25 protein-coding genes and 2 pseudogenes are annotated in these 26,757 nt (G+C 33.3%); 12 read left to right on the forward strand and 15 right to left on the reverse strand.

Annotated elements, in window-relative coordinates; genetic code table 11:
- The first annotated feature begins 8 nt into the window (after nucleotides 1–8).
- Nucleotides 9–656: a hypothetical protein gene (locus tag P5P89_RS09190; protein WP_278011650.1), complete on the forward strand. Its 648-nt coding sequence runs from the start codon at nucleotides 9–11 to the stop codon at nucleotides 654–656.
- Nucleotides 657–713: 57 nt separating this feature from the next.
- On the opposite strand, the gene P5P89_RS09195 is transcribed toward P5P89_RS09190, so the two are convergent.
- From P5P89_RS09195 to P5P89_RS09240, 10 genes are all read right to left on the reverse strand, one after another.
- Nucleotides 714–2,111 (reverse strand): glycosyl hydrolase family 8, encoded by a 1,398-nt coding sequence (locus P5P89_RS09195; RefSeq protein WP_278011651.1) that lies wholly within the window; start codon nucleotides 2,109–2,111, stop codon nucleotides 714–716.
- A 102-nt stretch (nucleotides 2,112–2,213) separates the two neighbouring features.
- A complete protein-coding gene (locus P5P89_RS09200; protein WP_278011652.1) occupies nucleotides 2,214–5,930 on the reverse strand; it encodes an Ig-like domain-containing protein in 3,717 nt (1,238 codons plus the stop codon).
- 26 nt (nucleotides 5,931–5,956) lie between these two features.
- Complete coding sequence (locus P5P89_RS09205; protein ID WP_278011653.1) at nucleotides 5,957–6,256, reverse strand: DUF6916 family protein; 300 nt, start codon at nucleotides 6,254–6,256, stop codon at nucleotides 5,957–5,959.
- Between the two features lie 21 nt (nucleotides 6,257–6,277).
- Nucleotides 6,278–6,400 (reverse strand): N-acetyltransferase, encoded by a 123-nt coding sequence (locus P5P89_RS21775; protein WP_422851765.1) that lies wholly within the window; start codon nucleotides 6,398–6,400, stop codon nucleotides 6,278–6,280.
- 91 nt (nucleotides 6,401–6,491) lie between these two features.
- A complete protein-coding gene (locus P5P89_RS09215) occupies nucleotides 6,492–6,776 on the reverse strand; it encodes a hypothetical protein (protein ID WP_278011654.1) in 285 nt (94 codons plus the stop codon).
- Nucleotides 6,777–6,789: 13 nt separating this feature from the next.
- On the reverse strand, nucleotides 6,790–7,308 hold the full coding sequence (locus P5P89_RS09220; RefSeq protein ID WP_278011655.1) for a phage tail protein: 519 nt from the start codon (nucleotides 7,306–7,308) through the stop codon (nucleotides 6,790–6,792).
- Nucleotides 7,309–7,357: 49 nt separating this feature from the next.
- Nucleotides 7,358–7,879 (reverse strand): phage tail protein, encoded by a 522-nt coding sequence (locus P5P89_RS09225; protein WP_278011656.1) that lies wholly within the window; start codon nucleotides 7,877–7,879, stop codon nucleotides 7,358–7,360.
- A gap of 23 nt (nucleotides 7,880–7,902) precedes the next feature.
- Entirely contained in the window at nucleotides 7,903–8,412 is a 510-nt protein-coding gene (locus tag P5P89_RS09230; RefSeq protein WP_278011657.1) for a phage tail protein, read from the reverse strand.
- 40 nt (nucleotides 8,413–8,452) lie between these two features.
- On the reverse strand, nucleotides 8,453–9,121 hold the full coding sequence (locus tag P5P89_RS09235; RefSeq protein ID WP_278011658.1) for a hypothetical protein: 669 nt from the start codon (nucleotides 9,119–9,121) through the stop codon (nucleotides 8,453–8,455).
- Nucleotides 9,122–9,366: 245 nt separating this feature from the next.
- The gene (locus tag P5P89_RS09240; protein WP_163396186.1) at nucleotides 9,367–9,543 is read right to left on the reverse strand and encodes a Sec-independent protein translocase subunit TatA/TatB; all 177 of its coding nucleotides are present in this window, start codon (nucleotides 9,541–9,543) and stop codon (nucleotides 9,367–9,369) included.
- Between the two features lie 207 nt (nucleotides 9,544–9,750).
- Here P5P89_RS09240 and P5P89_RS09245 point away from each other — a divergent pair, with 207 nt between their 5' ends.
- The 6 genes from P5P89_RS09245 to P5P89_RS09270 all read left to right on the forward strand — a co-directional run bounded on the left by P5P89_RS09245 (nucleotide 9,751) and on the right by P5P89_RS09270 (nucleotide 16,730).
- Entirely contained in the window at nucleotides 9,751–10,239 is a 489-nt protein-coding gene (locus P5P89_RS09245; protein ID WP_278011659.1) for a peptidase, read from the forward strand.
- An 11-nt stretch (nucleotides 10,240–10,250) separates the two neighbouring features.
- Nucleotides 10,251–11,735, forward strand: coding sequence for a GH3 auxin-responsive promoter family protein (locus tag P5P89_RS09250; RefSeq protein ID WP_278011660.1), 1,485 nt, complete (start codon nucleotides 10,251–10,253; stop codon nucleotides 11,733–11,735).
- A gap of 114 nt (nucleotides 11,736–11,849) precedes the next feature.
- The gene (locus tag P5P89_RS09255; RefSeq protein WP_025572766.1) at nucleotides 11,850–13,574 is read left to right on the forward strand and encodes a DUF6909 family protein; all 1,725 of its coding nucleotides are present in this window, start codon (nucleotides 11,850–11,852) and stop codon (nucleotides 13,572–13,574) included.
- 52 nt (nucleotides 13,575–13,626) lie between these two features.
- Nucleotides 13,627–14,610: a UDP-glucuronic acid decarboxylase family protein gene (locus P5P89_RS09260; protein WP_278011661.1), complete on the forward strand. Its 984-nt coding sequence runs from the start codon at nucleotides 13,627–13,629 to the stop codon at nucleotides 14,608–14,610.
- The gene (locus tag P5P89_RS09265) at nucleotides 14,611–15,963 is read left to right on the forward strand and encodes an exopolysaccharide biosynthesis polyprenyl glycosylphosphotransferase (protein ID WP_278011662.1); all 1,353 of its coding nucleotides are present in this window, start codon (nucleotides 14,611–14,613) and stop codon (nucleotides 15,961–15,963) included.
- Nucleotides 15,963–16,730, forward strand: a complete 768-nt coding sequence (locus P5P89_RS09270; RefSeq protein ID WP_278011663.1) for a glycosyltransferase family 2 protein — start codon at nucleotides 15,963–15,965, stop codon at nucleotides 16,728–16,730. Before P5P89_RS09265 ends, P5P89_RS09270 begins: the two co-directional genes overlap by 1 nt.
- Before the next feature lie 25 nt (nucleotides 16,731–16,755).
- On the opposite strand, the gene P5P89_RS09275 is transcribed toward P5P89_RS09270, so the two are convergent.
- The 3 genes and pseudogenes from P5P89_RS09275 to P5P89_RS09285 all read right to left on the reverse strand — a co-directional run bounded on the left by P5P89_RS09275 (nucleotide 16,756) and on the right by P5P89_RS09285 (nucleotide 18,632).
- Entirely contained in the window at nucleotides 16,756–16,944 is a 189-nt protein-coding gene (locus tag P5P89_RS09275) for a hypothetical protein (RefSeq protein ID WP_278011664.1), read from the reverse strand.
- A 60-nt stretch (nucleotides 16,945–17,004) separates the two neighbouring features.
- A complete protein-coding gene (locus P5P89_RS09280) occupies nucleotides 17,005–17,283 on the reverse strand; it encodes an ORF6N domain-containing protein (protein WP_278011665.1) in 279 nt (92 codons plus the stop codon).
- A 39-nt stretch (nucleotides 17,284–17,322) separates the two neighbouring features.
- Nucleotides 17,323–18,632 (reverse strand): annotated as a pseudogene (locus P5P89_RS09285) (phenylacetate--CoA ligase family protein).
- 133 nt (nucleotides 18,633–18,765) lie between these two features.
- Here P5P89_RS09285 and purD point away from each other — a divergent pair.
- Entirely contained in the window at nucleotides 18,766–20,040 is a 1,275-nt protein-coding gene (gene purD / locus P5P89_RS09290; protein WP_278011666.1) for a phosphoribosylamine--glycine ligase, read from the forward strand.
- A 41-nt stretch (nucleotides 20,041–20,081) separates the two neighbouring features.
- On the opposite strand, the gene P5P89_RS09295 is transcribed toward purD, so the two are convergent.
- Nucleotides 20,082–20,312 (reverse strand): DUF6341 family protein, encoded by a 231-nt coding sequence (locus P5P89_RS09295; RefSeq protein WP_278011667.1) that lies wholly within the window; start codon nucleotides 20,310–20,312, stop codon nucleotides 20,082–20,084.
- 142 nt (nucleotides 20,313–20,454) lie between these two features.
- Here P5P89_RS09295 and P5P89_RS09300 point away from each other — a divergent pair, with 142 nt between their 5' ends.
- Entirely contained in the window at nucleotides 20,455–21,384 is a 930-nt protein-coding gene (locus P5P89_RS09300) for a DUF6427 family protein (protein WP_278011668.1), read from the forward strand.
- Here P5P89_RS09300 and upp read toward each other — a convergent pair.
- The gene (gene upp / locus P5P89_RS09305; protein ID WP_278011669.1) at nucleotides 21,379–22,032 is read right to left on the reverse strand and encodes a uracil phosphoribosyltransferase; all 654 of its coding nucleotides are present in this window, start codon (nucleotides 22,030–22,032) and stop codon (nucleotides 21,379–21,381) included. The two genes, P5P89_RS09300 and upp, sit on opposite strands and share 6 nt — an antisense overlap.
- A 110-nt stretch (nucleotides 22,033–22,142) precedes the next feature.
- Here upp and P5P89_RS09310 point away from each other — a divergent pair, with 110 nt between their 5' ends.
- The 3 genes and pseudogenes from P5P89_RS09310 to P5P89_RS09320 all read left to right on the forward strand — a co-directional run bounded on the left by P5P89_RS09310 (nucleotide 22,143) and on the right by P5P89_RS09320 (nucleotide 26,753).
- The gene (locus tag P5P89_RS09310; protein WP_278011670.1) at nucleotides 22,143–22,748 is read left to right on the forward strand and encodes a DUF4254 domain-containing protein; all 606 of its coding nucleotides are present in this window, start codon (nucleotides 22,143–22,145) and stop codon (nucleotides 22,746–22,748) included.
- 43 nt (nucleotides 22,749–22,791) lie between these two features.
- Nucleotides 22,792–23,792: pseudogene (locus tag P5P89_RS09315) on the forward strand (glycosyltransferase family 9 protein).
- A 180-nt stretch (nucleotides 23,793–23,972) separates the two neighbouring features.
- Nucleotides 23,973–26,753: a TonB dependent receptor gene (locus tag P5P89_RS09320; protein WP_278011671.1), complete on the forward strand. Its 2,781-nt coding sequence runs from the start codon at nucleotides 23,973–23,975 to the stop codon at nucleotides 26,751–26,753.
- Nucleotides 26,754–26,757: the final 4 nt, after the last annotated feature.

Consider the following 26,757-nt stretch of genomic DNA (forward strand, 5'->3'; position numbering starts at 1 on the left):
CCCAAATCATGAAAAAAATTATACTAATTGCATTTGTAGTACTATTTTCGACTATTGGCCATGCGAAATTTATTAAAGCTGTTTTGTACATGGAAGACGGAACAAAAAAATCAGGCCTGGCTGAAATGGTCGAAAATGGTGACTCTAAAGTAGTTTTCAAAACAGACGAAAAAGCCAAAAAAGAAAAAATTGCAAGTGCTGATATCAAGAAAATCGAATTTACAGATGATGACAAAAATGAGTTTTTGGCCGAAAAACTGTATCTAACTTCTGCCAATGCTTTTACAGGAAAGTTCTCGAAATCTAAGGATAAAAAATGGTTTTATATTATTTATGACAGAGATATAAAAGTAGGTTGTGTAGATTTTGAAGGAACGATGCAATACAATTCTTCAAAAGGTAAAACTTCAGGACAGTTTGGAGATACAACGTACTATTTTGGAAAGAAAAAAGGAGATGAATTGTATTTTGGTTTTTTAAAATCGAGTGCCGGTATTGCGGTTCATACACAGACAGGGTCCAATATTAAAAAAATGTCTAAAGAAGCTTTTGCAGGATGTCCGAAACTTATCGCTGCTATTGAAAAAGAGGATTTTAAAACGAAAACAGCACTAGAGCAGCTGATTTCTCTTTTCGAAAGAAATAAATGTAAATAAGAACATCGATAATAAAAAAACTCCCAAATTACAATTCGTAGTTTGGGAGTTTTTAGTTTATTTTAAAATCACTTTTTTGGTGACACTTTTAGTACCGTTTGTAATTTTTATAAGATATAAACCTGAAGATTGATTGGCAAGATTAATTTCAGTATTTTCAGATAATGTTTTTTGTTCTGAAATTAGATTTCCCTGAGGAGAAAAAACGGTAATGGTTGAATTTTCAGGAGCATAAATTATAAATTTATCAGCACTCGGATTTGGATAAAGAGTAATTTCCGATTTTTCGATATCAAAATCATCATTCGATAAAGTTGCAGTTGGCGGAAGGTAGAAATTACCTGTTAGCAAAAACGAATACAGTGTTTTTAATGTGTGATTAAAGTAATTGCCTGGTTCGTTTGTACTTTTTAAATCAGCATAGGAAGCATCTAAATGAGCCTGATTTTCTCCAGCCATTGCTGCGCAGGCAAAAGCACCTACAAAAGGAGCGTTATGCCATTGTCCAATCAGTGTTCCATTTTGATTGTAACCATCTTTGATATTTGTCGTTCCACCAAGAGTTATTCTAACAAAATCTGATGCTTTTTTGGAATATGTTTTAGCATCCGGAGTTCCGTACCATAAATAGTCAACTGCAATTCTCCAAGGTGTTCTGCATGCATCATAGGTATAGGTTTTACCAGCATTTACATATCCTCTTGGCTGCGCTTCTGGTGAATAATTTCCTGAAGCTTCACACCAATCAGAAACTAACCCGCCAACAGCGTTATTTACAGTTAAATTATTATTAATGATAACATAAGACTTGGAAGCAACCGCATTCCAAAAAGCAGTATCATTAGTAAAAGCTCCGAAAGCTCTATAATAAGCAGGAGAGAAGTATGAAGGATTTATTATCTGGCTTTGGCCAAAATCATCGCCCGGTTTTAGTACAAATGTATTGGCCTCAACTTCATGAGTTTTAATAGCTGCAATTAATGTTTTAGCATCATTTTTATAATTGATGCTCCCAATGCTTCCCCATTGATAATCAGCAACGATAAGGGCAAAAGCGGCGTCGAGTTCGGCATCAGTAGCACCATTATTACCCACAACTTCTGAACAGCCTTTAATTTTCCAGTTCATTACACCGTTACTATTTACATTGTCTTTATAGTAGAGCCATAGACCATCAAAAAGATCTTTATCGCCTTTGTAAACGCTAAGCAGCATTCCGTAGGCAATACCTTCTGAAACCGTTTCCGAAGAATTAAATTTTACTCTCCATCTTCCGTTCGAACAGGCTTCTGTAAAATTGGATTTCCATGTATTATAATTATCAGTGGCATCCAGACTATTTTTGTTCGTTGCCATTAAGCCATTATTAAAAATAAAATTGGCAGGGAAGGGTTTTGTTTGTGAATAATTTTCATAACATAGAAAAATAGTCACCAATAGAAATAGGTTTTTCATATTTATATAAATTTAGGGACTATAAAAGTAAGATTTTTTATATAAATAAAAAACCCAAAACCATAATTCCGATTTTGGGTTTGAGAAAGTTGTAAAATATTTTTATTTTTTAATGATCAGTTTCTGGGTTTTTATGTTAATATCACTACTATTTTTAATAAAATAAGTGCCGTCAGAGACGTTTTCTAAATTTAAAGTATTGACTATATTTTCATGTAAATCAAAAGATTTAATAGTTTTTCCTAAGGCGTCTACTATAATATAATTTCCTTCATAAGGAGTTATAATATTTACGATTCCTTTGCTTGGATTGGGGTAAATTTTAAATTCATTTGGTTTGAATTCATCAGTAGCCAGATTAGATATGGTTGTACAATTTGAAGTTATTGTACATTGCCCTACAGTTATCTCTACTTTATAATCACCATTCGCCAAAGCAGTATAAGACTGGTTTGTTTCACCCGTAAGCAAAGTATTTGGACATTGATACCATTGGTAAGTTGCCCCAGACTGAGCAGCCGTTAGTACACCTGAATTTACTGTAACAGCAGTATTAATTGCTGATGAGTAGTTTATTGTTAAATCTAAGATTTTAGTATCACACCCAACCGTTTTAGTGTAGACTCCTGATGTTGTATAAGTAATACCATTTTCAGACCATAAGTAACTGTCACAAGCTGTAATTGTTTGGGTTGATGAGGTTGAAGGTGTTCCCGTAACCGTTTTTACTAATACTCTGTTGCTTGTACAATAAGCAGTTTCAGAAGCTACATAATAATTTGTATTGTTAGTGGTAGGGGTGGCGGTTACAGAATTTCCAGTAGCAAAACTTTGTCCACCCACTGCATCAGTATACCAGGTAGCTGTTGTACCAGCAGCAACAGTTGCATTTAAAGTTACAGGTGTAGATCCTAAACAAGTAATATTTTGTGTAGAATATGTAAATGTAGGATCAGCAGGTTTTATAGAAGTGGATGTAATATTTGAATTTACAGTTGAAAAATTAGATCCGCTTACTGTTGCCTGATTGGTTACGGCGCATGTGTTTGCAGGTAAAGTATTGGCTGCATTAACAGTAGCGCTAAAAGTTATAACAGTGTTTTTTCCTGCCGGTAAAGTGAATGGACCTACAGAAATTGTTTCTCCCGCAGCCATTTTTGAAGTACTTTTTTGAGTAGTAGCAATATTTTCGCTTTTATTTGGCGTTTCGGTTACAGGACCTGATTTTTCCTCTGTTACATGAGCAGCAAATTTGGCTGCAGATGGATTGTCAGGAACTAAAGCTGTTCCTGAAACTATTGTTCCTCCGCCTACTTCATCTATGGCTGCTCTTGGTCCGGTATTATTAGCATTCCAGAAATTGGTAAGTGCTGTAGATCTATCCCCAGTTCCGTTTAGCAAAACTGTTGTACCCTGTAAGATTACCTGACTGTTTGTACCTTGAGAAAGAACATCAAAAGTTCCGGCAGCTAAACCCGTTACTGGACTGTTGGTTGTATTACCGCCTATATTTGCTGCGCTTATCAAATTACTTGTAGCAATATTTCCAATAGCAATTACCGAAACATGTGCATAGGCATTGGTTACCAGACTAATATTATTGTTTTTTATAGTAGCATCCATACGGGCATTTCCTGATACGATATTATCATTTGATTCTGAAACAATGCCATATTGACTTACGTTTGTAATTGTATTATTTAATATTTCTGTAATATGTTTGGCATTTCCATAGGCTGCAACAGAAATACCATTGGATACAGATAATGTTCCACCTCCTTCAATAGTATTATTGTTGATTCGACCTTTCATCGTTCCGGTACCCTGATTACCAATATTACAGGTAAAGCTTCCATTGAAGCTTGATTTTATGGTATTGTTAATTACATTGTAGTTTACAGTAGATGTTCCTGTTGACTGCAACTGCAAACCATTACTGCCAGGACTAGAAACCGCAGCATTTATGGTATTCCCATCTGCTAAAAGATTTCCTCCTACCTGAATATTATTTGTTGAACCACCGCCAAAATTTAATGTTAAACCGTATGTTTTCGAGTTTGAAAAATCATTTCCTTTTAAGGTTAAAATATTATTGGAAGTTCCGTAGCCCTGGAAAACAAAATTACTGTCACCATTGGCTTTGTTAAATGAATTTTTGAACTGACATCCGGTAACAGTTAAAGTTAGAGCAGGATTTGTTGACAGGATTCCATTGTAGCCATAAAAGCCTCTGCCCCAGGAGTCATTAACATTCGTGTTGGTTATAGAACTCGTTCCACCAAGATTCAAAGCAAAGATTCCACCCACATCTGAACTGCCAGTATTGCTTCCGCAACCTGTCAAGGTACTGTTTGCTAGTGAAAAACCATTTACATTGTTTATGTTTATTCCTGTTGAATTGTTTGTACCTGTAATTGAAATATTATCCAGTATAGCTCCTGTAACCGTTTTTAAATGAATTGCAGCATTACAATTAGAGTTATCAACAGCCGGGGTACTGCAGGCTCCTCCGGTATTAGCATTTAAAAAATTAATATTTTTCAGCGTCACGTTTGTACAAGAAATAAACTCGGCTCCTCTGTTGGCTATATTTTGGATAGTTCCTCCTGATCCGGCAGTTGTTCCCGTACCGATTACCTGAAAGCTTCCTGTAGAATTGGCTACAGATATTCCTTTTGTAGCACCATTCACTGAAATACTTTTGAAAATACAATCCAGCGCCCCTCCGGCACCAATGTTTACAGCAATTGCAGTTCCTCCAGTAATGATAACATCCCTTACTTTTAAGGCGCCAACACTTGTTCCGGCCATAGTAGCTGTTGTTCCGTTAAGTGTAATTCCTTCAACATCATTGTTTAGTTTAAGATTTAAAACCCCAAAATTTGGATTTGTACCGCCAGTTGATGGTAAAGAATTACTATATGGAGGTACAGTTATACCTAATATTGATGCTAAGCTTGCAGTTGCTCCCTGGCCAATTAATTTTTGATTGTCTGATAATGTTAATGTTGTACCACTGCTTCCTGTACCGGTATAAACAAAAATAGAAGCTGTTGTTGAAACAGGAACTTCCTGTACCGTTTTAAAAGGATTTGCCAGTGTACCATTTCCTGTTGTTGCTACAGAACTGTTTACAAAAAAGATAGGAGCAGACACTGTAATGTTTGCCGTAGCTGTACTTGTTTTTCCGTTGCTGCTTGTAATGGTATAAGTAAAGCTGTCAGTACCTGAATAACCTGATGTAGAAATGTAAGTAAAAGAACCATTAGAATTTAAAACTACTGTACCATTAGCAGGATTACTTAAGATGGCTGCTGTTAGAGCAGTTCCATCAGGACTAATATCATTTGAGAGGACACCTCCGGCAGCATTTACAGTAATCCCAACATTTCCAATACTGTTGTAGGCATCATTTACTGCAATTGGTGTTACTTTTAATGAACCCGGAACTAAAGTAAGATTAGCATCTAAAATATCCTGAAAAGTCATACCTAAAGCATCATCTGTACCGCTATTGGTAATAGTAACTGTAAAATCAAGCTGGGAACCCGGTACAACGTTTCCTCCACCATTCACTACAACTGCATTTGTAACACCAATAGTTGCCGCAACAGCAGATTTTACACTTGTCCTGTCTTTACTTACAAATGAATTATTTCGATTATTTACAACTTTTTTAATTGTAATGTTTTCCGGTTTTGTCAACTGTTTAACTAATGCAGTAACAAAATTTTCTTTCATAAGGTTACCATACGATATTCCTAAAGAAAGGAATACAAGCAAAACCATTATAATAATTAAGAGTTTGTTTTTTTTCATTTTTTTCATTTAATGAGTTAGCATTATTAAGAAAAGACAGCTTCGTATTTCATTCCAATACTATCAAAACCTAACGGAGTCATAAATAATTCTAAATGTCCTTTTTCAGGATGTATAATGGTAAAAATACCCTGCTCATAATATTCATTTTTTTGAGCTGTACGAAAAACGATCGAAAAAGGATTTCTTTCTAAAGGCGAATAATTGTCTAGTTTTGTCAGCTCAATTAATTCTGCGTCAAGCAGTACTTCATTTGAAATACGAATCGTAAATACAGTATTAAGTAATGTATCAAAATCGTTAAAAGTAAGTAAAGCTATATCCATGTATTTTGTTTTGTTTCTTAATCAAATTTGTTCCGGACTCCATTCCATCAAATGATAAACACCATTTGTTTCACTAATTTTTTTAAATCCCAGTCTTTTGTATAAATTCATGGCAGGATTAAAACTTTCTACATGAATGCTCACGTTCCTATTTTTAATTCCGGCCTTTTTTAGTATTTCTTCTAAAATTGAACTCCCAATATTTTTTTTCTCCAGTCAGGTAGTAAGGTGATGTCTATAATCCTGACACCTTTTTTTCAAAAAAGAAATCAATATAAAGTCTTCCGACTATATTATTTTGTTTTTCAATTATATAGAATTTAGCACCGGTATAATTTTTTTGATAATAATTATGCTGGGCAAAAAACTGCTGTTCAATAAAAAATCTTTTTTGCTCATCGTTCCAGTTGGTTCCTTTTTCCAGTTCTTCTGTACGGGTACTTCCGTATATTTCGCACAAAACTGGTAAATCATCTCGTTGAATGTCGCGAAGAGTAATAGTATCTATTTTTAGCTCCAATTCAAATATTCAATTAACTTCTTGGAGGAAAAACCCCCTGAAGTGCGATACAAAAATTCATCGTTAAAGAAGGCATCATATTATTATGGGGTAAGCTGCCCCCTGCTGTAGCAATTGAATTTGCTCCCATCGCTGTTGTTGGAATGCCTGAAGTATAAACCCTCACAGGATTACCACGTCCTAAACTATTGTTTGCAGGAGTTGTAGACTGAGAGTTTAAACTTGCCACAGATAAATTATGATTATGTGAAGGTATCTCTGATTCAAGTAAAGTTACTGTTTCACTGCCTCCTGTTTCTCCTAAATCATGCAATGATAATCCGGGGCCTTGCCCAGGGTGCATTGGCGCTCTGCCCTGCAAATCCGGCAATGCAAAATTTGATGCTCCATTACCGCCATAAGTTGTGCCTAATAACGAAAAAAGAGCTGTGTTTTGAGAAAGGGGTAAAATCTGCCCATTACAAAATGCCCAGCCTTTAGGTGCAAAATTGAATGAGAATATGCGTATTTCGCTTACAAATGGATCTGCCATGTTGACTATATTTATTGGATTAAATAGCTAAAGGGAATTAGAAAAAAAATTATGTTTGCGATGGAAATATTCCAAATAATGAAATAATAAAATCTACACACAAATACGGTTGAAAATTGTCATGAGGCTGACTGCCTCCTATCGGACTTATTTCCTGAGGAGATAAAGCGACAGAAGGAGTTGCTGTTGAATATATTTTATTTCCTGTAGCAGTTGTACTCAAATACGCATCTGCAGGATTCGCACTATTGGTCAAATCTGTTGTTGCCAGTAAGGAATGGGAATGTGCCGGAATTTGCTGGGTTGTCAGGGTTACTGATTCAACGCCACCAGACTGACCTAAATTATATGTAGTGCCAGAGCCACCATTATTCATATGAATAGGAATACGGCCACGTAAATCCGGCAACTTAAAGGTCTCTTGTCCGTCACCTCCATAAGTAGTTCCTATTAATTGAAATAATGCTTCATTTTCTGATATAGGAAGGAGCTGTCCTTCACAAAACATCCATCCCGCAGGAGCAAAATTTCCTGCAAACATTCTGATTTCACCAACGTAAGGTTGTGCCATAATTGTTTTTTTAGCGTTAGAAATTAATTAGTAGAAGGGAAAATTCCTTGTAAAGCGATGCAAAAATTCAGTACCAGAAAAGGCTGCATATTTTGATGAGGCTGACTACCCCCAACATTTGAGACAGATGCGGGATTCATTGCCGCCAGATTCTGACCAGATGAATTATATACCTGATTTGGAGCCGTATTCCCTAAAGAAACCGTGTTTGAAGGTATATTAGTATCGACAGCCTGACTGGTGTTAATGAGAGTATGTTTGTGTGTTGGTAATTCATTTATTGTGAGAGTATGGGCTTCTTCACCAACTCTTAGGCCAAGAATAAAATTATTTCCAAAATGAATTGGAGTTCTACCACGTAAATCAGGTAATGCAAAAGTGGTTTGTCCGTTACCTCCAAAATTTGTTCCTAATAAAGAAAACAAGGCCTGATTTTGGTTTATAGGTAAAAATTGCCCATTACACATTGCCCACCCTTTTGGAGCAAAATTAAAAGACATAATTCGGGTTTCAGCTAAAAATGGTTCTGCCATGTTGAGATATTTTAGATGTCTATTAGTTTGAATTATTTTATTAAACCAAAATAGAATTTACAGTAAGACTATGTTGGGATATTACTTCTTTTTCAAATACAATGTTTGATCCTTCTTTTACAACAATTTTCGTTGAAGTCTGATCGTAACAAAGCTGCGTTTTTAGAAAAACACTTCCTCTTTTAGTTTCAAAACCATACGGATTTAACTGATTTACAGGAGCCGGAAATAAGTAGTTTGTTAAATCAACAGTACTGTTTTTTGCTTTTATTTCTTTCATAGCTACTGTTATGGCCTCTAAATCAAATCCGGACAATGATTTTAATGAAGTCCATTCGCCGTTTGATTTTTTACCAAAGCATAATAAAAGTTCGTCTAATTTACCTGTTCCGTTTATATGGAGATGCATTGGAAACATTTTCAATTGATTGTCGGGAGAACTGAAACAAAAAGTTCCGGATGGCTTATATCCTGTCTTTTCAAGATTAAGGCTTGCTTTTTTATAACATTCTAAAAGAGCAGAATCCGCTAGAAAAACAGCAGAAGAAGTAGATCTTGAAAAATATGATAAAATATTTTCGTCTTCATTATCTGAGTCAATAAAAAAAGGGAAAGGAGTCTGAGCTAAAAGAGAGCTTCCGCAAAAAAGTGTTGCAGTGCCTACAAATCCAACATTTTTGATAAAATTTCTACGTGTTAAATCAATCATAATAAAATGTTTTATAAGTAAAAAATTATGGTAAATTTAATAAAATTCTTAATAGTTTTATTTAAATTTTGATTAATTTGTATCTACTATGTAATAATTTCTATTTTTTATCGTTACGAAATCTTTTAAAAATTGCAAAATATAAGAACGACAGTAAATTTTTTTAAAATTTAAACACAAAAAATCCCAACTAAAACCATAGTAGTTTCAGTTGGGATTCTAAAAAAAGAACACTTTTCAGCGTCTTATTTAACTTCTTCTTCTTGTTTTTTAACAGCAGACTGATCGTCTTTGGCAGCGTTTTTAAATTCTTTAATACCGCTTCCTAAACCTTTCATTAATTCTGGAATTTTTTTACCTCCAAAAAGTAACAACACAATACCTACTATAACAAGGATTTCTGTAAGACCTAATCTTCCCATGATTGTATATTTAATGCCGAAGCAAATTGTTCTAATATTTGAGCAAAGGTATAGAAATATACGGAGAACAATAGTTTTTGTGCTAAAATATTTGTTTTGAGCAGCGTTAAATATTTTATAAAATAATAAATTAAATAGTTTTATGCAAATTTCTTCAGCAGTAATTAAAACCATTAATTGTTATATTTGCGAGTATAAATAACCGTAATGCCAAGAAAAAAACACAATTTAAGGAAAAAATTATTCACCAAAAACCGATTGGTTATTTTGAATGAAGATACATTCGAAGAAATTTTTTCGTTTAAACTTAATCTGATGAATGTTTTTGTTGTTCTTTCTTTGGGCGGAATATTCTTAATACTAATCACTACTTATATAATTGCTTTTACACCTTTGCGTGAATTTATTCCGGGATATTCTTCTTCTGAGTTAAAAAAGAATGCTTTGGAACTGGCTATAAAATCAGATTCATTGACCACTTCACTTAAGAAAAATGAGGCCTATATTAAATCCATTCAAAAAGTATTAAAGGGAGAATTAGAATATTCCAAATTCAATAAAGATTCCATTTTGGCTGATTCTGATGAAATTCCTAAATCCAATATGAATGCCTCAGAAGAAGAAATCAAACTCCGCAAAGAAGTTGCCAGAATAGAGAAGGAGTCAGGTGGTAACAAACCGAACAAAAAGAAATAATACCGCACAAAATGTCAATTAAATCAATAGCAGCGAAAATTTTTGCTAAAAAAATATACAAAAAAACACTTTCCTGGTCTGATAAACCGGTTGAAACTCAACTGAAAGTTTTTAAAGATCTGATTGAAAACGCAAAACCAACAGAATTTGGAAAAGACCATCATTTTGATACGATAAAAACAATTGCAGATTTTCAAAAGAATGTTCCAATCCGCGATTATGAAGATTTAAAATCGTATATCGAAAAAGTAAAATTGGGTCAGGAAAATATTCTCTGGAAAGGCAAACCCATTTATTTTGCCAAGACTTCAGGAACAACTTCAGGAGCTAAATATATTCCGCTTACCAAAGAATCAATGCCATCTCATATTAATGCGGCGCGTAATGCGATTTTGCATTATATAAACGAAACCGGAAATGCTGATTTTGTAGATGGAAAAATGATCTTTTTGCAGGGTAGCCCTATCCTGACTGAAAAACATGGAATTAATTTTGGACGACTTTCCGGAATTGTGGCACACTTTGTTCCAAAATATTTACAGAAAAACAGAATGCCATCCTGGGAAACGAACTGCATCGAAGACTGGGAAACCAAAGTCAATGCTATTGTTGATGAAACGATTAAAGAAGACATGTCTGTAATTTCAGGAATTCCATCCTGGGTTCAGATGTATTTTGAAAAATTACAGGAAAAAAGCGGGGGAAAAAAGATCAGCGAAATATTCAAAAACTTTAATCTGTTCATTTACGGAGGAGTAAACTACGAACCTTATCGTGCCAAATTTGAACAGATGATTGGAAAGAGAATAGACAGTATTGAGTTATTTCCGGCTTCGGAAGGATTTTTTGCTTATCAGGATTCACAAAAAGAAAAAGGAATGCTTTTGTTGCTGAATTCAGGTATTTTCTACGAGTTTATAAAAGCTGATGAATTTTTTACCCAAAACCCAAAAAGATATACCATTGGCGAAGTTGAGACTGGCGTAAATTACGCTTTAATAGTTTCTACAAATGCAGGACTTTGGGGCTATAATATTGGCGATACTATTCAGTTTACTTCTTTAGCGCCATATCGCGTTATCGTTTCCGGACGCATCAAACATTATATTTCGGCTTTTGGAGAACACGTAATTGCCAATGAAGTCGAAAATGCAATGAAAGAAGCAACTGCAGGAACCAATATCGTAATAAATGAATTTACAGTTGCTCCGCAAATCACGCCAGCAAGCGGATTGCCGTATCACGAATGGTTGATTGAATTTGAAAAAGAACCTGAAAATATGCAGGCTTTTGCCGAAGCAATTGACAATTCGATGCGAAAACAAAATATTTACTATGACGATCTAATTACCGGAAATGTTTTACAGAAAGTGGTTGTAACCAAAGTTTCAAAAAATGGTTTTCAGGAATATATGAAATCTCAGGGAAAATTAGGCGGACAGAATAAAATTCCGAGACTGTCGAATGACAGAAAGATTGCGGATAATTTAAAATAGATAATAATTATCTGTTACATTTTGTAAACAATTTGATAAATGCTATTTTAAGTGAAATTGCAGAGATAATCTTAACTTTCATCTTTTAATAACGATGATTTTAAAATAAAAAACATGAAAGAAACCAAACATATATCCAGATCAAGAGCTCAGGAATCATCTGCCGCGATTGAAAAAATGTACATCACCATGCGTCATTTATTCAATCGTGGTTTTTACAAACCAATGGGAGTTTCAGGCGATAGTTTAAGAGAATCATTATTGGCGTTGCGTCCGGAAATTTACGGAAATATAGCCGAGGAAAAAGTAGAACTAAACGGACTTTTGTACGTTATTGAACGACTTCCGATAGGAATCGAACAATGCCGTTTCATCAATTTAACTTCAGACGAAGGTTATTCAAAATCACATTTTCAGCCGATTGTTCCTCCAAAAAGGCGAAGAAATTGTTACCGGATTGACGAAGAACAAATGAATGTTGAAATCACACGTGGCCGTTCAGACATTTATGATATACTGACACATTTGACTTTTATTTTCATCGAATCACATAAAATCAAAAACAGGGTTTTAATTGACGATGGAGGAGAAGTTTCACGTGACTGGCTTAAACTGGAACAAGCCATACTACAAACCAAAAAATTGTCTCAGATAGAAAAAGAAAAAGCAATTTCGCATGCAGCTAATATTTTAGCCAGGACATTCGAAGAAGTTTTGGATATTTACGATGCTTTTGGTTCTGAAAATGCTCCGGATCGTTTTCTGCATGTAATCTACTGGCTTGGAAAATTAGCCATTGAAGAAATGATTGACAACAATAAAAGAACTATCACTTTTAGTCCGGTTTTAAGAGAACGATTAGGACATCATATCCATGGTGAAATATGGGCGACCAACATCAAGGAAGTTTTAAAAGCAAATAATCTTTTAAAAAGACCAATTCATATTATTAGTGCAAACATGCACAGTGTTATGAATTCAATATTTGCAACGCCGCTGTTGAAAACGAAATTTAAAGACAAATCGGATTTCTTTATTTATGAAGAATTGAGTAAATCTGCTGCCAAAGATATCAGAAGTTTAGTGGAAGAATTAGCCTTGAAAAACGGAATGATTTCTTTGCCTGACACATCAGGAACTAATATCGATGTGCAGATTTTTGATACTGCCAAAATAGACTGGAGCAAAACTGCCTTTGCTTATGCGAATGTAGGAGAAGAAAAACCGGTTATAATTGTAATGGATTATGCTTTTGGTGAACAGGCTTATGAAACGATTGATGAGCTTTTAAAACCCTATAAAAAAGAAACTTTACTGAATGTAAAATCGGTTTCAATAATGGGAAAAGCCGGAATTCTGGAAGGCGGGAAGGGAGATATTATGATTCCGACAGCGCATATTAATGAAGGAACTGCAGATAATTATTTCTTCGAAAATGAATTAACAGGTGCCATGTTCGAAGGAAATGATATTGCCGTTTTTGAAGGCGCCATGGTAACCGTTTTAGGGACTTCATTACAAAACAGGGATTTGTTGAAATTTTTTCACGAATCGACCTGGGGTGTAATTGGTCTGGAAATGGAAGGATCTTATTATCAAAAGGCAATTCAGTCGGCATCAAAAATTAGAAAAAGCGTGCCTCAGGATATTAAAGTCAGATATGCTTATTATGCTTCTGACAACCCTTTAGAAACCGGAAGTACTCTGGCTTCAGGTGGTTTAGGAACGACAGGGGTAAAGCCAACGTATTTAATTACAATTAAAATTCTGGAACAGATTTTAAATTTAAATAATCAGCTTGGAACAAATTTAATCAGCACAGAAAAAGATAAAAGTTAAATTTATTTTATAAAATTGAAAAAAGTAAATTTGCTGCAGGAAACAAATTGATATGAAAAGAATACTTATTACGGGTGCCGCGGGATTTTTAGGATCACATTTATGCGACAGATTTATCAAAGAAGGCTACCATGTTATTGGAATGGATAATCTGATTACAGGAGATCTTAAAAATATTGAACATTTGTTTAAATTAGAGCACTTTGAATTTTATCATCATGACATTACGAAATTTGTTCATATTCCTGGCGAATTAGATTATATTTTGCATTTTGCTTCACCAGCAAGCCCAATTGATTACTTAAAAATTCCAATTCAAACCTTAAAAGTAGGATCATTAGGAACCCACAATTTATTAGGTTTGGCCCGTGTAAAAAAAGCAAGGATTTTAATTGCTTCAACTTCTGAAGTATATGGGGATCCTTTAGTCCATCCGCAAACAGAAGAATATTACGGCAACGTAAACACGATCGGACCACGCGGGGTTTATGATGAAGCCAAACGTTTTCAGGAATCCATAACAATGGCGTACCATACTTTTCATGGTGTAGAAACCAGAATTGTGCGTATTTTTAATACTTACGGACCAAGGATGCGTTTAAATGATGGCCGTGTAATTCCTGCTTTTATAGGACAGGCGCTTCGTGGAGAAGATCTGACCATTTTTGGGGACGGAATGCAGACACGTTCTTTCTGTTATGTTGACGATCAGGTAGAAGGAATTTACAGATTATTGCATTCAGATTATGTGTATCCGGTAAACATTGGAAATCCCGATGAAATAACTATCAAGGATTTTGCTGAAGAAATTATAAAACTTACTGGGACAAACCAAAAAGTAGTTTACCATCCATTACCTATTAATGATCCTCTGCAACGCCAGCCGGATACTACAAAAGCAAAAGAATTATTAGGCTGGGAAGCTAAAGTAAGCCGTGCCGAAGGAATGAAAATCACATACGATTATTTTAAATCACTTTCAAAAGAAGAACTTTTAAAAGAAGAACATAAAGATTTTTCAAATTATATAAAATAAATGCGGACAAAAACAGGAAAATATTCAGGCTACATTCGTCCGTTCTCCTATTTGATTGATTTAATTATTATCAATTTTTTTGCGGTTTATATTGCGCATTTTCCTGTTGATCAAATTTTATTTTTAGCTGTACTAAATATTGGCTGGATTGGTATTGCGTCCGATTTAGGTTTTTACGAAGTTTATCGTTATACTAAAGTGATAACGATTTTAAATTGTGCATTAAAGCAAGCCTGCTTATTTGGTTTTGTAGTTTTTGCCCTGGCCTTCTTTTATGCAAAGCATACCAGTTTTAAAACCATGTTGTTTTATTTATGGTTTATTTTTATTCTTATCTTATTCATCAAGTTTTCAATCTACTACTTTCTGCAAACCTATAGGGTTGTGTATGGAGGAAATCATAGACGGGTTGTTCTTTTAGGAAACAAAGAAAGTATTTCTCCTTTACGACATTTCTTTACTGAGAATCCGGATTATGGATATGAACTAATTCGTGTTTTTGAATTTGAAAAAGTAAAAACAGATCATATTAAACAAATGTTTGAATTTGTCCTGAATAAAAACATGGATGAAATGTATTGTTCAATTATTGGTTTGACTCAGGAACAAATAAACGAAATTATAGATTTTGCAGATAGTAACCTGAAGACACTGAAATTTATTCCGGACGATAATCAGATATTTTTTAGAAATTTCATTTTAGAATATTACGATTATATCCCTGTAATTGCCCTTAGAAGTATTAAACTCGATGAGCATTTGTACAAGATAATGAAACGAACTTTTGATGTTGTTTTTTCAATCATCATCATCATTGGAGTTCTTTCGTGGGTATTGCCAATTTTAGGAATTTTAATAAAACTCGAGTCAAAAGGACCTGTTTTGCTCAGACAAAAACGCAATGGGCTTAATAACAAAGAATTCGATTGTTATAAGTTCCGTTCCATGAAAATGGGTAATAATGAATATTCAAACCAGGTTTCTAAAAACGATCCAAGAGTTACGAAAATAGGCAGGTTTATTCGAAAAACCAGTATTGATGAGCTGCCTCAGTTTTTTAATGTTTTGATTGGTGAAATGTCTGTAGTAGGGCCAAGACCTCACATAGTAAGCTATAATAAGGAATATATACTTAAGGTTGACAAGTTTATGGTACGCCATTTTATAAAACCTGGTATTACAGGTTTGGCACAGGTAAAAGGTTTTCGTGGAGAAATTGAAACCGATAATGATATTATAAACCGTGTAAAATATGATATTTTTTATATTGAAAACTGGTCCATTCTGTTAGATTTGAAAATTATTGTAACTACAATTTACCATATCATTAAAGGTGATGAAAAAGCATATTGATGAGTGAGTTAGTTTCTATCATAACACCCACATATAATGCCGAAAAATACATTCGGGAAACCCTGCTGTCGGTAACAAATCAAAGTTATCAAAACTGGGAAATGATTCTGACCGATGACGCTTCAACAGATAATACGATTGCGATAATTGAAGAATTTGCATTAAAAGACAACCGGATAAAATTTTTTAAATTACCGGAAAATCGCGGAAACGGTTATGCGAGAAATGCCGCTTTAGAAAAAGCCGACGGAAAATATATTGCTTATTTAGACGCTGATGATGTATGGTTTCCGGAGAAGCTGGAAAAGCAGATTCAGTTTCTAAAAACAAATGATTTATATTTTACTTTTAGTTTTTATGATTCTATAGACGAAGAAGGAAATGATTTGCACAGACGAGTAGAATCGCCAAATCCACTAACCTATAAACAATTGTTTTTCTGCAATTATGTAGGCAATTTAACGGCCATTTATGATGCAGATTATTTTGGCAAAATTATTCTGGAAACATCACAAAAACGGCAGGATTGGAGAATTTGGCTGACCATTTTGAAACAGATTAAAATAGCAAAACCAGTTGCTGAATCTTTAGCTTTTTACAGAATCAGAAAGAACTCTGTTTCTTCTTCTAAATTCAAATTGATCAAGCACAATTTTGGAGTTTATAAAGAATTTCACGGACATAATTTTGTGTTTGCTGTGTTGCTGATGATTCGGTTTCTATATACACAGCTGATTGTAAAACGAAAATATATAAAGAAGATTTAAATTCACAATTTGTAACCTTGAAGAATTATTTTTTATATCCAATTTTTACTCTTTCAGTTTCGTTTTCTTTTTTCTCCGTTAATTCATCCAAATAAGAAAATACCAATTCTATATTTTTGTCATGATTCTCTAACTTCTTCGGAATCTGAAGAATATCAACCTTAATTTCAGTTGTATCCAAAAGCATTTGTCTCACTTTCGTGAAAATCCTCATGATTTGAATATTTGTTTGGATTGCTTTATCGCTATTTAAAACACTTGAAAGCATTAATATTCAATGTTCTGTGAATGCCATTGGAGCATATCGTAAACCCATCTTCTCAGAATTGGAGGTCGCAATTTGCGACCTCCAATTTTCAAATTCTTTTTTGGTAAGCTCAAACATAAAATCTTCAGGAAAACGGTTTCGATTCCTTTTAACTTGCTCTTTTAGTCGTTTTGTTTCAATGCCATAAAGTAAAGCCAGATCACTATCCAGCATTATCTTTTGTCCACGAATAAAATATATTTTATTAGAAATTGTTTCTTCAGTAAGCAGAGAATGATCAGCCATAAGTTTTTAAATCAAAACAAATATAAGATTTTATTTATATTATAAGTAAGATTTGAATTGTTTTAGTTTTCCTCGATTGGTTCTTTCTAAAACATTTTTTCTTGTAAAAGTAAAGTTTAAATTGGGTTCTAAATACAAAGTAATGGCATCTTCAATTTTTTGAATTTGCTCCGAATTCAATTCATTTTCAGAAACATATTCGATTTCAAAAGAATCTATTTTTGTTTGTTTGATAATAAATTCTTTTACATTTCCGTCATCTTCGATAATGCTTTTGGTCACATAATAAAATGTCAAACCAGGCGATTTTTTACCGCTTGGTAAAATGGCAACATCATTGGTTCTTCCAATAAGTTTTTTAAGAATTGGTTTTTGTGGCGTGCTTTTTTCGTCTAAAATTCCGATGTCGCCAATTTCATATCTGATAAACGGATTGGCTTTATTGTATAAAGATGTAATCACAATCTTACCTTCTGTTCCATGTGGAACAGGTTTGTTGTTTTCATCTAAAATTTCAACAAAAAGTGTTTCTGAATTCACCTGCCATTCGCCCTTAGGATTTTCAAAAGCAATCAAATCCAATTCTGAAGCCCCGTATTCATTGATAATCGGAATACCAAATTGTTTTTCTAAAAGTTTTTTATCCGATTCAAAAAGCATTTCCGAAGTAACAAAACAGGCTTTTAAAGTCGGGCAGATTTCTTTTAAATTGATGTTCTTCTGTTCCAAATACTTGGCGAATAAAACGATAGAACTTGTATATCCGTTGAGATAATCGAATTTTTTTGTTCTGAATTTCTGGAGAAATTTTTCTAAAACAACATCTGATAAATCAAAAACCGGAAATCGGAAACGGCGGCTCAAAAAATCCTTAAAACGCTCTTTCTGGTATCCAATAAAATCCATTGGAATTCCATAAAACCGTGCCTGGTAAGAATGATTAAAATCGATTCCAAACCACCCAAAACGCATAATATTAGATGCCCATGTTAAGGCATGAGAATATTTATCTTTTGCAAAAACAAACGGAGTTCCGCTAGATCCGGATGTTTTGTTGAGGTAGATGTTTTTTTTGAATAACCTTTTGAAAGCCTTTCTTCAAGTGGCTTCTGTAAGTTTTGCTTGTTTAGAATGGGAAGGTTTTCCCATTTGGGTGCAATTTTATCACCAACTAATTCGTTATAAAAAAGATTATTTTTCAAATGAAAATCAACAATTTCGTCTTTTTGCTTTTGAAGAAATAACATAAATTCTTCGTCAGTTAATTGGGTAATTGCATCCAGATCAGCTTTTGCTTTCTTAATCGGAAAACCATTTAATTGAAGCGAAATATCAAAAAGAGAAATCATTTGGAGGTGAAATTTTCATCAAAAATAATATTATACAATTACTAACAGTACAGAATCCAGAACTTTTTAAGATTTAATTATTTTTTACGTGCAAAAGCAATTATTTTTGCACCACAACTAAATACAACGACACATGACAATTTTACTATTGGGATCAGGCGGAAGAGAGCATGCATTTGCATGGAAAATGACTCAGAGTCCGCTTTGCGAAAAACTTTTTGTAGTACCTGGAAATGCAGGAACTGCTGCAATTGCTGAAAATGTGGCAATATCTGCTACAGATTTTGAAGCAGTAAAAGCTTTAGTACTTAAAGAAAATATAAGTTTAGTAGTCGTAGGACCTGAAGATCCATTGGTAAAAGGTATTTACGATTATTTTAAAAATGACGAAAGTTTAAAACATATTCCAGTTATTGGACCATCCAAATTAGGCGCGCAATTAGAAGGAAGTAAAGAATTCGCAAAAGAATTCCTGATGAAACACAACATTCCAACCGCAGCTTACGATAGTTTTACTGCCGAAACTGTAGAAAAAGGATGCGAATTTCTAGAAACTTTACAGCCTCCTTACGTTTTAAAAGCAGACGGCTTAGCAGCTGGAAAAGGAGTTTTGATTATTCAGGATCTTGAAGAAGCTAAGACTGAATTGAGAAACATGCTGGTTCATGCAAAATTCGGTACAGCAAGTTCAAAAGTTGTTATTGAAGAATTTTTGGACGGAATCGAATTAAGCTGTTTCGTTTTAACAGACGGAAAAAGCTATAAAATCCTTCCAACGGCAAAAGATTACAAAAGAATTGGAGAAGGAGATACCGGTTTAAACACAGGTGGAATGGGAGCAGTTTCCCCGGTTCCTTACGTAGATGCAGTTTTAATGGAAAAAATTGAAACCCGTATTGTAAAACCAACAATCGAAGGTTTCCAAAAAGACGGAATCGAATACAAAGGATTTGTATTTATCGGTTTGATCAATGTAAAAGGTGAACCTATCGTTATTGAATACAACGTAAGAATGGGAGATCCTGAAACTGAGGTTGTAGTGCCAAGATTAAAATCAGATTTAGTAGAATTATTCCTGTCTGTTGCAGATCAAAAGTTAGGTGACTTTAATTTAGAAGTTGATCCAAGAAGTGCTACAACTGTAATGGTAGTATCCGGCGGTTATCCTGAAGATTTTGAAAAAGGAAAAGTAATTTCTGGATTAGAAAATATTACAGATTCGATAGTTTTTCACGCAGGAACAAAATTAGATGGCGAAAATGTCGTTACTAATGGAGGACGTGTACTTGCTGTGACATCATACGGAGATAATTTCCAGGAGGCCATAAAAAAATCTTACCAAAACATAGATAAACTAAGCTTTGATAAGATGTATTTTAGAAAAGATATCGGTTTCGATTTAATCTGAAAATAAATTGACAAGCCCTTTATAATTAAAGGGTTTGGTTTTTATTTTAAAAATGAATGAGCCGTTGTATCCTGATTTTCTGTTCCAGCGTTATCAAAAATACGTAATTGTTTAATCCAATAAACGATTGCGCATGCACAGATGATCATAAAAATCCAGTTAATAGTGTTTGCACCAAACCATGTAATCAATTCCAAACGACGTAAAAAGTCAAGAGGAGCAAACAAAATGTTAACGAATAAGTATTGTATTCCTTCAAAAAAAGCTGTCATAATTTTTTAAAATTATATGTTATTTATTGTTGTGTAATGCTTTGAAGATAAAATTCGGTTTATTGAATCTTTTTTCAACTCGTTCGGTTTTTCATTTTAAACAAGTAGTATCTTTACAATCACAAAAGTATAAAATATCCTTATGATAACAAGTGTTTTTAAAAAATCTACACCATTAAATTATTCCCTGGTTGTAATTTTAATACTGGTTTTCTTTTTTATGTATCAAATTCAGGAACCATCATGGATGAGTTCTTATTTTTTAATGTTTCAAAAAATAAGTTTATTCTGCTTTGTGCTGGCTTCTTTTTTCCTTATAAATTTTATCGTTAAAAAGAATGGGCTTAGTAAAGATAATGGATATGCGATATTATTCTATCTACTGCTGTTATTATTTTTCCCAACGATATTCAATAACGCAAATGTCATTTATGCTAATTTTTTTCTGTTGCTGGCGCTTCGCAGATTAATTTCTTTGCAATCTTTAAAATCTTCAAAAGAAAAAATATTTGATGCTTCTTTTTGGATTTTAGTGGCTACGTTATTTCAGTTTTGGTGTATTCTTTTCCTGATTTTGGTTTTTATATCCATTATTTTTCACGTTTCGAGGGATTATAGAAATTGGGTTTTGCCTTTTATTGCGCTTTTGGCTGTTGCTTTATTATTTTTAACGGTATCCTTGATTTTCAATTTTGATGCTGTAAAATTTATTCAGGACAGGGCATTTATCGATTTAAGGATTGATTATTTTAAAAATAATTATGAAAATGGGGCATTCTCAATTTATGTTGCAGTAGTTTTATTTTTTGTAGTTTCAATACTATCAACCTTGTCAAACAGACCGCAGATTGTCCATACTTCATACAAAAAAGTGGTTGCCTGTTTTTTTATAGCGATATTTGTTTTCATTCTTTCGCCAGACAAAAGCAATGATTTATTGTTGTTTAGTATTACTCCTTTGACCATTATGGCATCGAGTAGTGTTGAATATATGCAGCAAAAACTAAATAGGGAAATTACATTCTATGTCCTTATCTGCTGCAGTTTATTTACGTTTTTCTCTCAGCTATAATTTGTTTCCGTAAGCAAGATCACCGGCATCGCCAAGACCGGGAACAATATAATTTTTCTCGTTTAATTTTTCGTCCAGGGCAGCAATCCATAAATGACAGTTCTCAGGTAGATTTTTTTCAAGGTAGTCAACTCCTTCTGGTGCAGCAATAACAACTGCAATATGAATTTCCTTTGGAATAGCATTCTCAACTAATCTTTTATGAACTGCGACTATAGATTGGCCAGTTGCCAGCATTGGATCAAGAAGTAAAACTGTTTTATCGTTTAGGTTGGAAATTGCCTGATATTCAACTAAAATTTCAAACTCATCATCATTATTCGGGTGATGCCTGCTGGCCGAAACAAAGCTGTTTTCGGCATGGTCAAAATAATTTAAAAAACCGTTATGAAGCGGTAATCCAGCTCTTAAAATGGGACATAAAACCAAATCAGTTTCGATTTCAGTTGTTTTTTTTATACCAAGCGGAGTGTGAATTTCGACATTTTTATAAGGTAAAACCTTGCTCAGCTCATACGCCATAATTTCACCAATTCGTTCTATATTTCTCCGAAAACGCATACTATCGTTTTGAATATTTACGTTTCTGATTTGTGATAAGAAATGATTTAGTACACTATTATTTTCAGAGATATAATGGATTTTCATAATAAATTTTTAGAATTATCAATTGCTTATAACTGGAAATGAAAAATTAAAGGTTTTTTACCTCACTATAAAAGTATAAAAAGTATCTTTGTAACTCTAAAAATAAATACATGTTTTCAAAATTAGCATATTCAGTTTTCGAACAAAGTATCAAAGATTATCATGAGTTTGATAGTGTTGACCAACCAATAAACAATCCTTTCCCTAAGGATAAATTCGAGCATTTATTGTATTTGAAAAACTGGATTGATACTGTCCAATGGCATTATGAGGATATTATCCGTGATCCGCAAATTGATCCTGTAGCAGCTTTAACTTTAAAAAGAAAAATTGATGCCTCTAATCAGGAACGTACTGATATGGTGGAGTATATTGACAGCTACTTTTTACAAAAATACAGTCATATAAAAGCAAAAGACGGGGCAAAAATTAATTCTGAAAGCCCTGCCTGGGCATTTGACAGATTATCAATTTTGGCATTAAAAATTTATCACATGCATGAAGAAGCTACACGTGCTGAAGCCACGCAGGAACACAGAGATAAATGTCAGGAAAAATTAAATATTCTTTTAGAGCAAAGAACAGATTTATCCACAGCAATTGAAGAATTGTTGACGGATATCGAAAATGGAGAAAAATTTATGAAAGTGTACAAACAAATGAAAATGTACAACGACGATGAACTAAATCCGGTTTTATATCAAAATAAAAAATAATTTGGCAGAGTTGTCAAACAACAGAATCAAGCATATAGCCGTCATGAGACTATCCGCAATGGGAGATGTCGCCATGACGGTTCCTGTTTTACGCGCTTTTGTAAAACAATATCCAACAGTAAAACTGACTGTAATTTCGCGTCCATTTTTTAAACCTTTTTTTGAAGGAATTCCAAATATTGAGTTTTTTGCTTTTGATGAAAAAGAAAGTCACAAAGGATTTCCTGGACTTTTGAGATTATTCAGGGACTTGAAAAAACTTCAAATTGACGCTTTTGCAGATCTTCATAATGTTTTACGATCTAAGGTTGTGAGTTTACTTTTCGCTTTAAGCGGAAAAAAAGAGCAACCGTTGATAAAGGCCGTGAAGGAAAAAAAGAATTGACCCGTGCCGAAAATAAAATCTTCAAACAATTACCAACAATGTTTGAAAGGCACAAAAAAGTATTTGAAGAGCTGGGTTTTCCCTTAGATTTATCAAATCCTGAGTTTCCTGAAAAGGCTTTTTTACCTGCAGAAATTACAGATTTAATAGGAGAGGATTATCAAAAATTAATCGGAATCGCTCCTTTTGCACAATACGATTCTAAAGTTTACCCACTCGATTTAATGGAGGAAGTAATTTCAAAATTAGCCGAAAATAAAGATCAGACCATATTACTTTTTGGAGGCGGAAAGAAGGAAATTGAGATTTTAGATTCACTTTCAAAACCATTTGAAAATGTGATAAACGTAGCAGGAAAAATTAAATTTCAACAGGAATTACAATTGATAAGTAATCTGGATGTCATGCTTTCAATGGATTCCGGAAATGCACATATTGCTGCAATGCTGGGTGTAAAAGTGGTTACACTATGGGGGGCAACACATCCGTATGCTGGTTTTTTGCCATTTAACCAAAGTTTAAATAATGCCTTAACTTCGGATAGAAATCTATATCCAAAATTGCCTACTTCAGTTTATGGAAACAAAATTGTAGAAGGTTATGAAAATGCAATGCGTACAATTACTTCAGAATCTATAGTAAATCTTTTAAATTCATAAATACGCACTTTTTTAGTTAATAGACGTTAATAGTTGTATTTATTTTATCTGATATAAATAATTTTATCAATAATTTAACAAGTAGGTTTAAATACGTATTGTTAAATGAATTAATTTCGGCCGCTGTGAGTTACATCTTACAAAGCTGAAAGATATTAATGTTTAAATCAGAAACTGTCTATGCCAAAAATTACGGTAACAATTGCAATTTTGTTCTTATTCTCTTTTTCATCCTTTTCTCAAAAAACAAGTCTTTCAGGTATATTGATTGATGAAAGCGAAAATACTCCCATTTATAATTCTGTTGTTGCTTTACTGACTCCTAAAGACTCCATCTTATATAAATTTACCAGATCTGATAAAGAGGGTAAATTTAATATCCGGAATATAAAAACGGGAAACTATATCCTCATGACCACACACAGCCATTTTGCTGATTATCTGGATGCCATAATTCTTGAAGAGACTGAAAAGAATATGGGTACAATTGCTCTTATAAGTAAAATGAAACTATTAAAAGAGGTGATCATAAAAACAGGTTCCATTAGAGTTAAAGGCGATACCACAAGTTACAGGGCAAGTGATTTTAAAGTAGATGCTAATGCAAACGTTGAAGAATTGTTGAAAAAACTGCCAGGAATACAAGTTGATAAAAACGGCTCCATAAAAGCTATGGGCGAAACAGTAGAAAAGGTATTAGTTGATGGAGAAGAATTTTTTGGTGATGATCCAGGGATGGCAGTAAAAAATTTAAGGGCAGATGCAGTCAAAGAAGTACAGGTCTTTAATAAAAAAAGCGATCAGGCTGAGTTTACCGGAATAGACGATGGCGAAACAAAAAAAACAATTAACCTGAAATTAAAAGAGGATAAAAAGAAAGGTTATTTCGGTAAGGTTGATGCAGCGAATCAGCCATTTTCAGATGCCGACTCCCGGTACAATATCAATTCGATGTTTAGCAGTTTTAAAGGGAAGAGAAAATTATCAGCTTTTTTACTGAACGGAAATACGGGACAGGATGGACTAAGCTGGCAGGATAATGAAAGGTTTGGCGGACGAGATGATATATCTATGAATATGGATGAGGATGGAAATGTAAGTTATGAATGGACAGGCGGCAATAATGATGAAGAACCTTATGTGGATACCGAAAACGGTTTTATCAAAAATACTAATGCAGGATTGCAGTACAGCAACAAGTGGAATGACAAGCAGACTTTGAATTTGTCTCCTAAATATAATAAGCAAATTTATACTAACAATAAAAGTACATTTATACAACGCCAGGTCGGAGAAACTCAATTAAACGAAAATACTTCAACGGTGAGTAATGTAAACAGAGGCAACTTTAAGTTAAATGCTGTTTACGATGTAAAATTAGATTCTTTAAATTCTATAAAATTTACAGCCAAAACTAATTTTTATGATACTGAAAGCGATGAATTTACAAATGGTGAGACCAAAGGAAATGATGGATTAATAAAAAACAAACAGAGCAGAACTTTTATTACAGATTCAGATAAACAGTCTTTGAACGCAAATGTATTATTTAAGCATAAATTTGCTAAAGAACGTCGCACGATTTCACTAAATGGCAGCTGGAATAGGTTGCATACAAATTCAGATAATTTTTTGAAGTCTTTAAATGAAAGTTACAATGAAGGAATTATTTCTTCCAGCAATGATGTGGATCAAAATAAGATAGGAGAAAAAACGAGTCAAAATCTTTCATTAAATATAATTTACACAGAACCTCTTAGTAAAAGGTTTGCATTACAATTAGGATATCAGATTAGTCATAACACAGGTAAGAGTAATTATTTAACCTATGATTATTCCGATGACACAGGTAATTATGATTTGATTAATACCTCCTTGTCAAATCAGTTTAAACAAACAATAACAACAAATACACCTAATTTAAAGTTAAGCTATAATGCAAAAAAAATAAACTACAGTTTTGGAAGCGGTTTTGGTTTTACTTCATTTGATTTACAGGATCAAACTTTAAATAAACAATATAAGCGTCATTATACTAACTTTTTTCCAACAGCAAATTTTAATTATAAGTACAAAAGCAACAGTAACTTGCGTTTAAATTATCAGGGTGCAACTAAGCAGCCAACGATTGATCAGTTACAGCCTTTAAGAAACAATCAGGATTTCTTTAATCAGATTGTGGGTAATCCGGATTTGAAACAATCTTTCACAAACAGGATATCTATATTTCATAACACCTATAGTATTTTGACAGAATCGCAGTTTTATCAAAATATTTCTTTAAATATGACTTCGAATTTAATTTCTTATAACAAAGATATTGATCCTGAAAGTGCTAAAACAATTACCACGCCTATCAATACAAATGGTAATTTTTCTGGTAATTTTTATTTTGGATATGGATTTAAGATAAAGAAAATAGATTTGTATGTAAATCTGAATCCAAATTTGAATTATAACAAAACGGTACTTAGCATTAATAATAAAATCAGCAATTCTAATACTTTAAATTCAGGATTTGGAGTTTACCTGAACAAATTTAAAGAAAAAAAATATGAATTTAGTTTAGGTAATAACTTTTCAAATAATAGAAATACTACTTCTCAAAACGATGAGGTAAAATCATTCAACACTAATAATTTTAGCTTAGATATAGGAGTTTATTTTAGAGAAAAATGGAAAATTTCAACAGATTATAATTTATTCTCTCGTCAAAAAACGGTTGATTTTCAAACCAATCTCACCAATCAATTGTGGAATGCAAGACTGCAGCGCAATTTCAAAAATGATGAGTTCACAGCTTATATCATGGTTAGGGATATTTTGAATCAGAATATAGGAATTAGAAGATACGTCTATGAAAATACAATTGGGGAAGAACAAAATGACAGATTGAAAAGATATGCAATGGTAGGTTTTACCTGGAATTTTAAAAACAAGGACGTACAGGCAAAAAAATAATTAG

Source organism: Flavobacterium gyeonganense (genome assembly GCF_029625295.1).
Lineage (GTDB): Bacteria > Bacteroidota > Bacteroidia > Flavobacteriales > Flavobacteriaceae > Flavobacterium > Flavobacterium gyeonganense.

Bases quoted from the DNA above. Each gene is read 5' to 3' on its own strand.
- P5P89_RS09240 (WP_163396186.1), bottom strand. From the start codon at position 9,543: ATGGGAAGATTAGGTCTTACAGAAATCCTTGTTATAGTAGGTATTGTG.
- P5P89_RS09280 (WP_278011665.1), bottom strand. From the start codon at position 17,283: ATGGCTGATCATTCTCTGCTTACTGAAGAAACAATTTCTAATAAAATA.
- purD (WP_278011666.1), top strand. From the start codon at position 18,766: ATGACAATTTTACTATTGGGATCAGGCGGAAGAGAGCATGCATTTGCA.
- P5P89_RS09295 (WP_278011667.1), bottom strand. From the start codon at position 20,312: ATGACAGCTTTTTTTGAAGGAATACAATACTTATTCGTTAACATTTTG.
- upp (WP_278011669.1), bottom strand. From the start codon at position 22,032: ATGAAAATCCATTATATCTCTGAAAATAATAGTGTACTAAATCATTTC.
- P5P89_RS09310 (WP_278011670.1), top strand. From the start codon at position 22,143: ATGTTTTCAAAATTAGCATATTCAGTTTTCGAACAAAGTATCAAAGAT.
- P5P89_RS09190 (WP_278011650.1), top strand. From the start codon at position 9: ATGAAAAAAATTATACTAATTGCATTTGTAGTACTATTTTCGACTATT.
- P5P89_RS09260 (WP_278011661.1), top strand. From the start codon at position 13,627: ATGAAAAGAATACTTATTACGGGTGCCGCGGGATTTTTAGGATCACAT.
- P5P89_RS09250 (WP_278011660.1), top strand. From the start codon at position 10,251: ATGTCAATTAAATCAATAGCAGCGAAAATTTTTGCTAAAAAAATATAC.
- P5P89_RS09300 (WP_278011668.1), top strand. From the start codon at position 20,455: ATGATAACAAGTGTTTTTAAAAAATCTACACCATTAAATTATTCCCTG.
- P5P89_RS09235 (WP_278011658.1), bottom strand. From the start codon at position 9,121: ATGATTGATTTAACACGTAGAAATTTTATCAAAAATGTTGGATTTGTA.
- P5P89_RS09320 (WP_278011671.1), top strand. From the start codon at position 23,973: ATGCCAAAAATTACGGTAACAATTGCAATTTTGTTCTTATTCTCTTTT.
- P5P89_RS09220 (WP_278011655.1), bottom strand. From the start codon at position 7,308: ATGGCAGATCCATTTGTAAGCGAAATACGCATATTCTCATTCAATTTT.
- P5P89_RS09200 (WP_278011652.1), bottom strand. From the start codon at position 5,930: ATGAAAAAAAACAAACTCTTAATTATTATAATGGTTTTGCTTGTATTC.
- P5P89_RS09265 (WP_278011662.1), top strand. From the start codon at position 14,611: ATGCGGACAAAAACAGGAAAATATTCAGGCTACATTCGTCCGTTCTCC.
- P5P89_RS09230 (WP_278011657.1), bottom strand. From the start codon at position 8,412: ATGGCAGAACCATTTTTAGCTGAAACCCGAATTATGTCTTTTAATTTT.
- P5P89_RS09275 (WP_278011664.1), bottom strand. From the start codon at position 16,944: ATGAGGATTTTCACGAAAGTGAGACAAATGCTTTTGGATACAACTGAA.
- P5P89_RS09205 (WP_278011653.1), bottom strand. From the start codon at position 6,256: ATGGATATAGCTTTACTTACTTTTAACGATTTTGATACATTACTTAAT.
- P5P89_RS09225 (WP_278011656.1), bottom strand. From the start codon at position 7,879: ATGGCACAACCTTACGTTGGTGAAATCAGAATGTTTGCAGGAAATTTT.
- P5P89_RS09270 (WP_278011663.1), top strand. From the start codon at position 15,963: ATGAGTGAGTTAGTTTCTATCATAACACCCACATATAATGCCGAAAAA.
- P5P89_RS09195 (WP_278011651.1), bottom strand. From the start codon at position 2,111: ATGAAAAACCTATTTCTATTGGTGACTATTTTTCTATGTTATGAAAAT.
- P5P89_RS09245 (WP_278011659.1), top strand. From the start codon at position 9,751: ATGCCAAGAAAAAAACACAATTTAAGGAAAAAATTATTCACCAAAAAC.
- P5P89_RS09255 (WP_025572766.1), top strand. From the start codon at position 11,850: ATGAAAGAAACCAAACATATATCCAGATCAAGAGCTCAGGAATCATCT.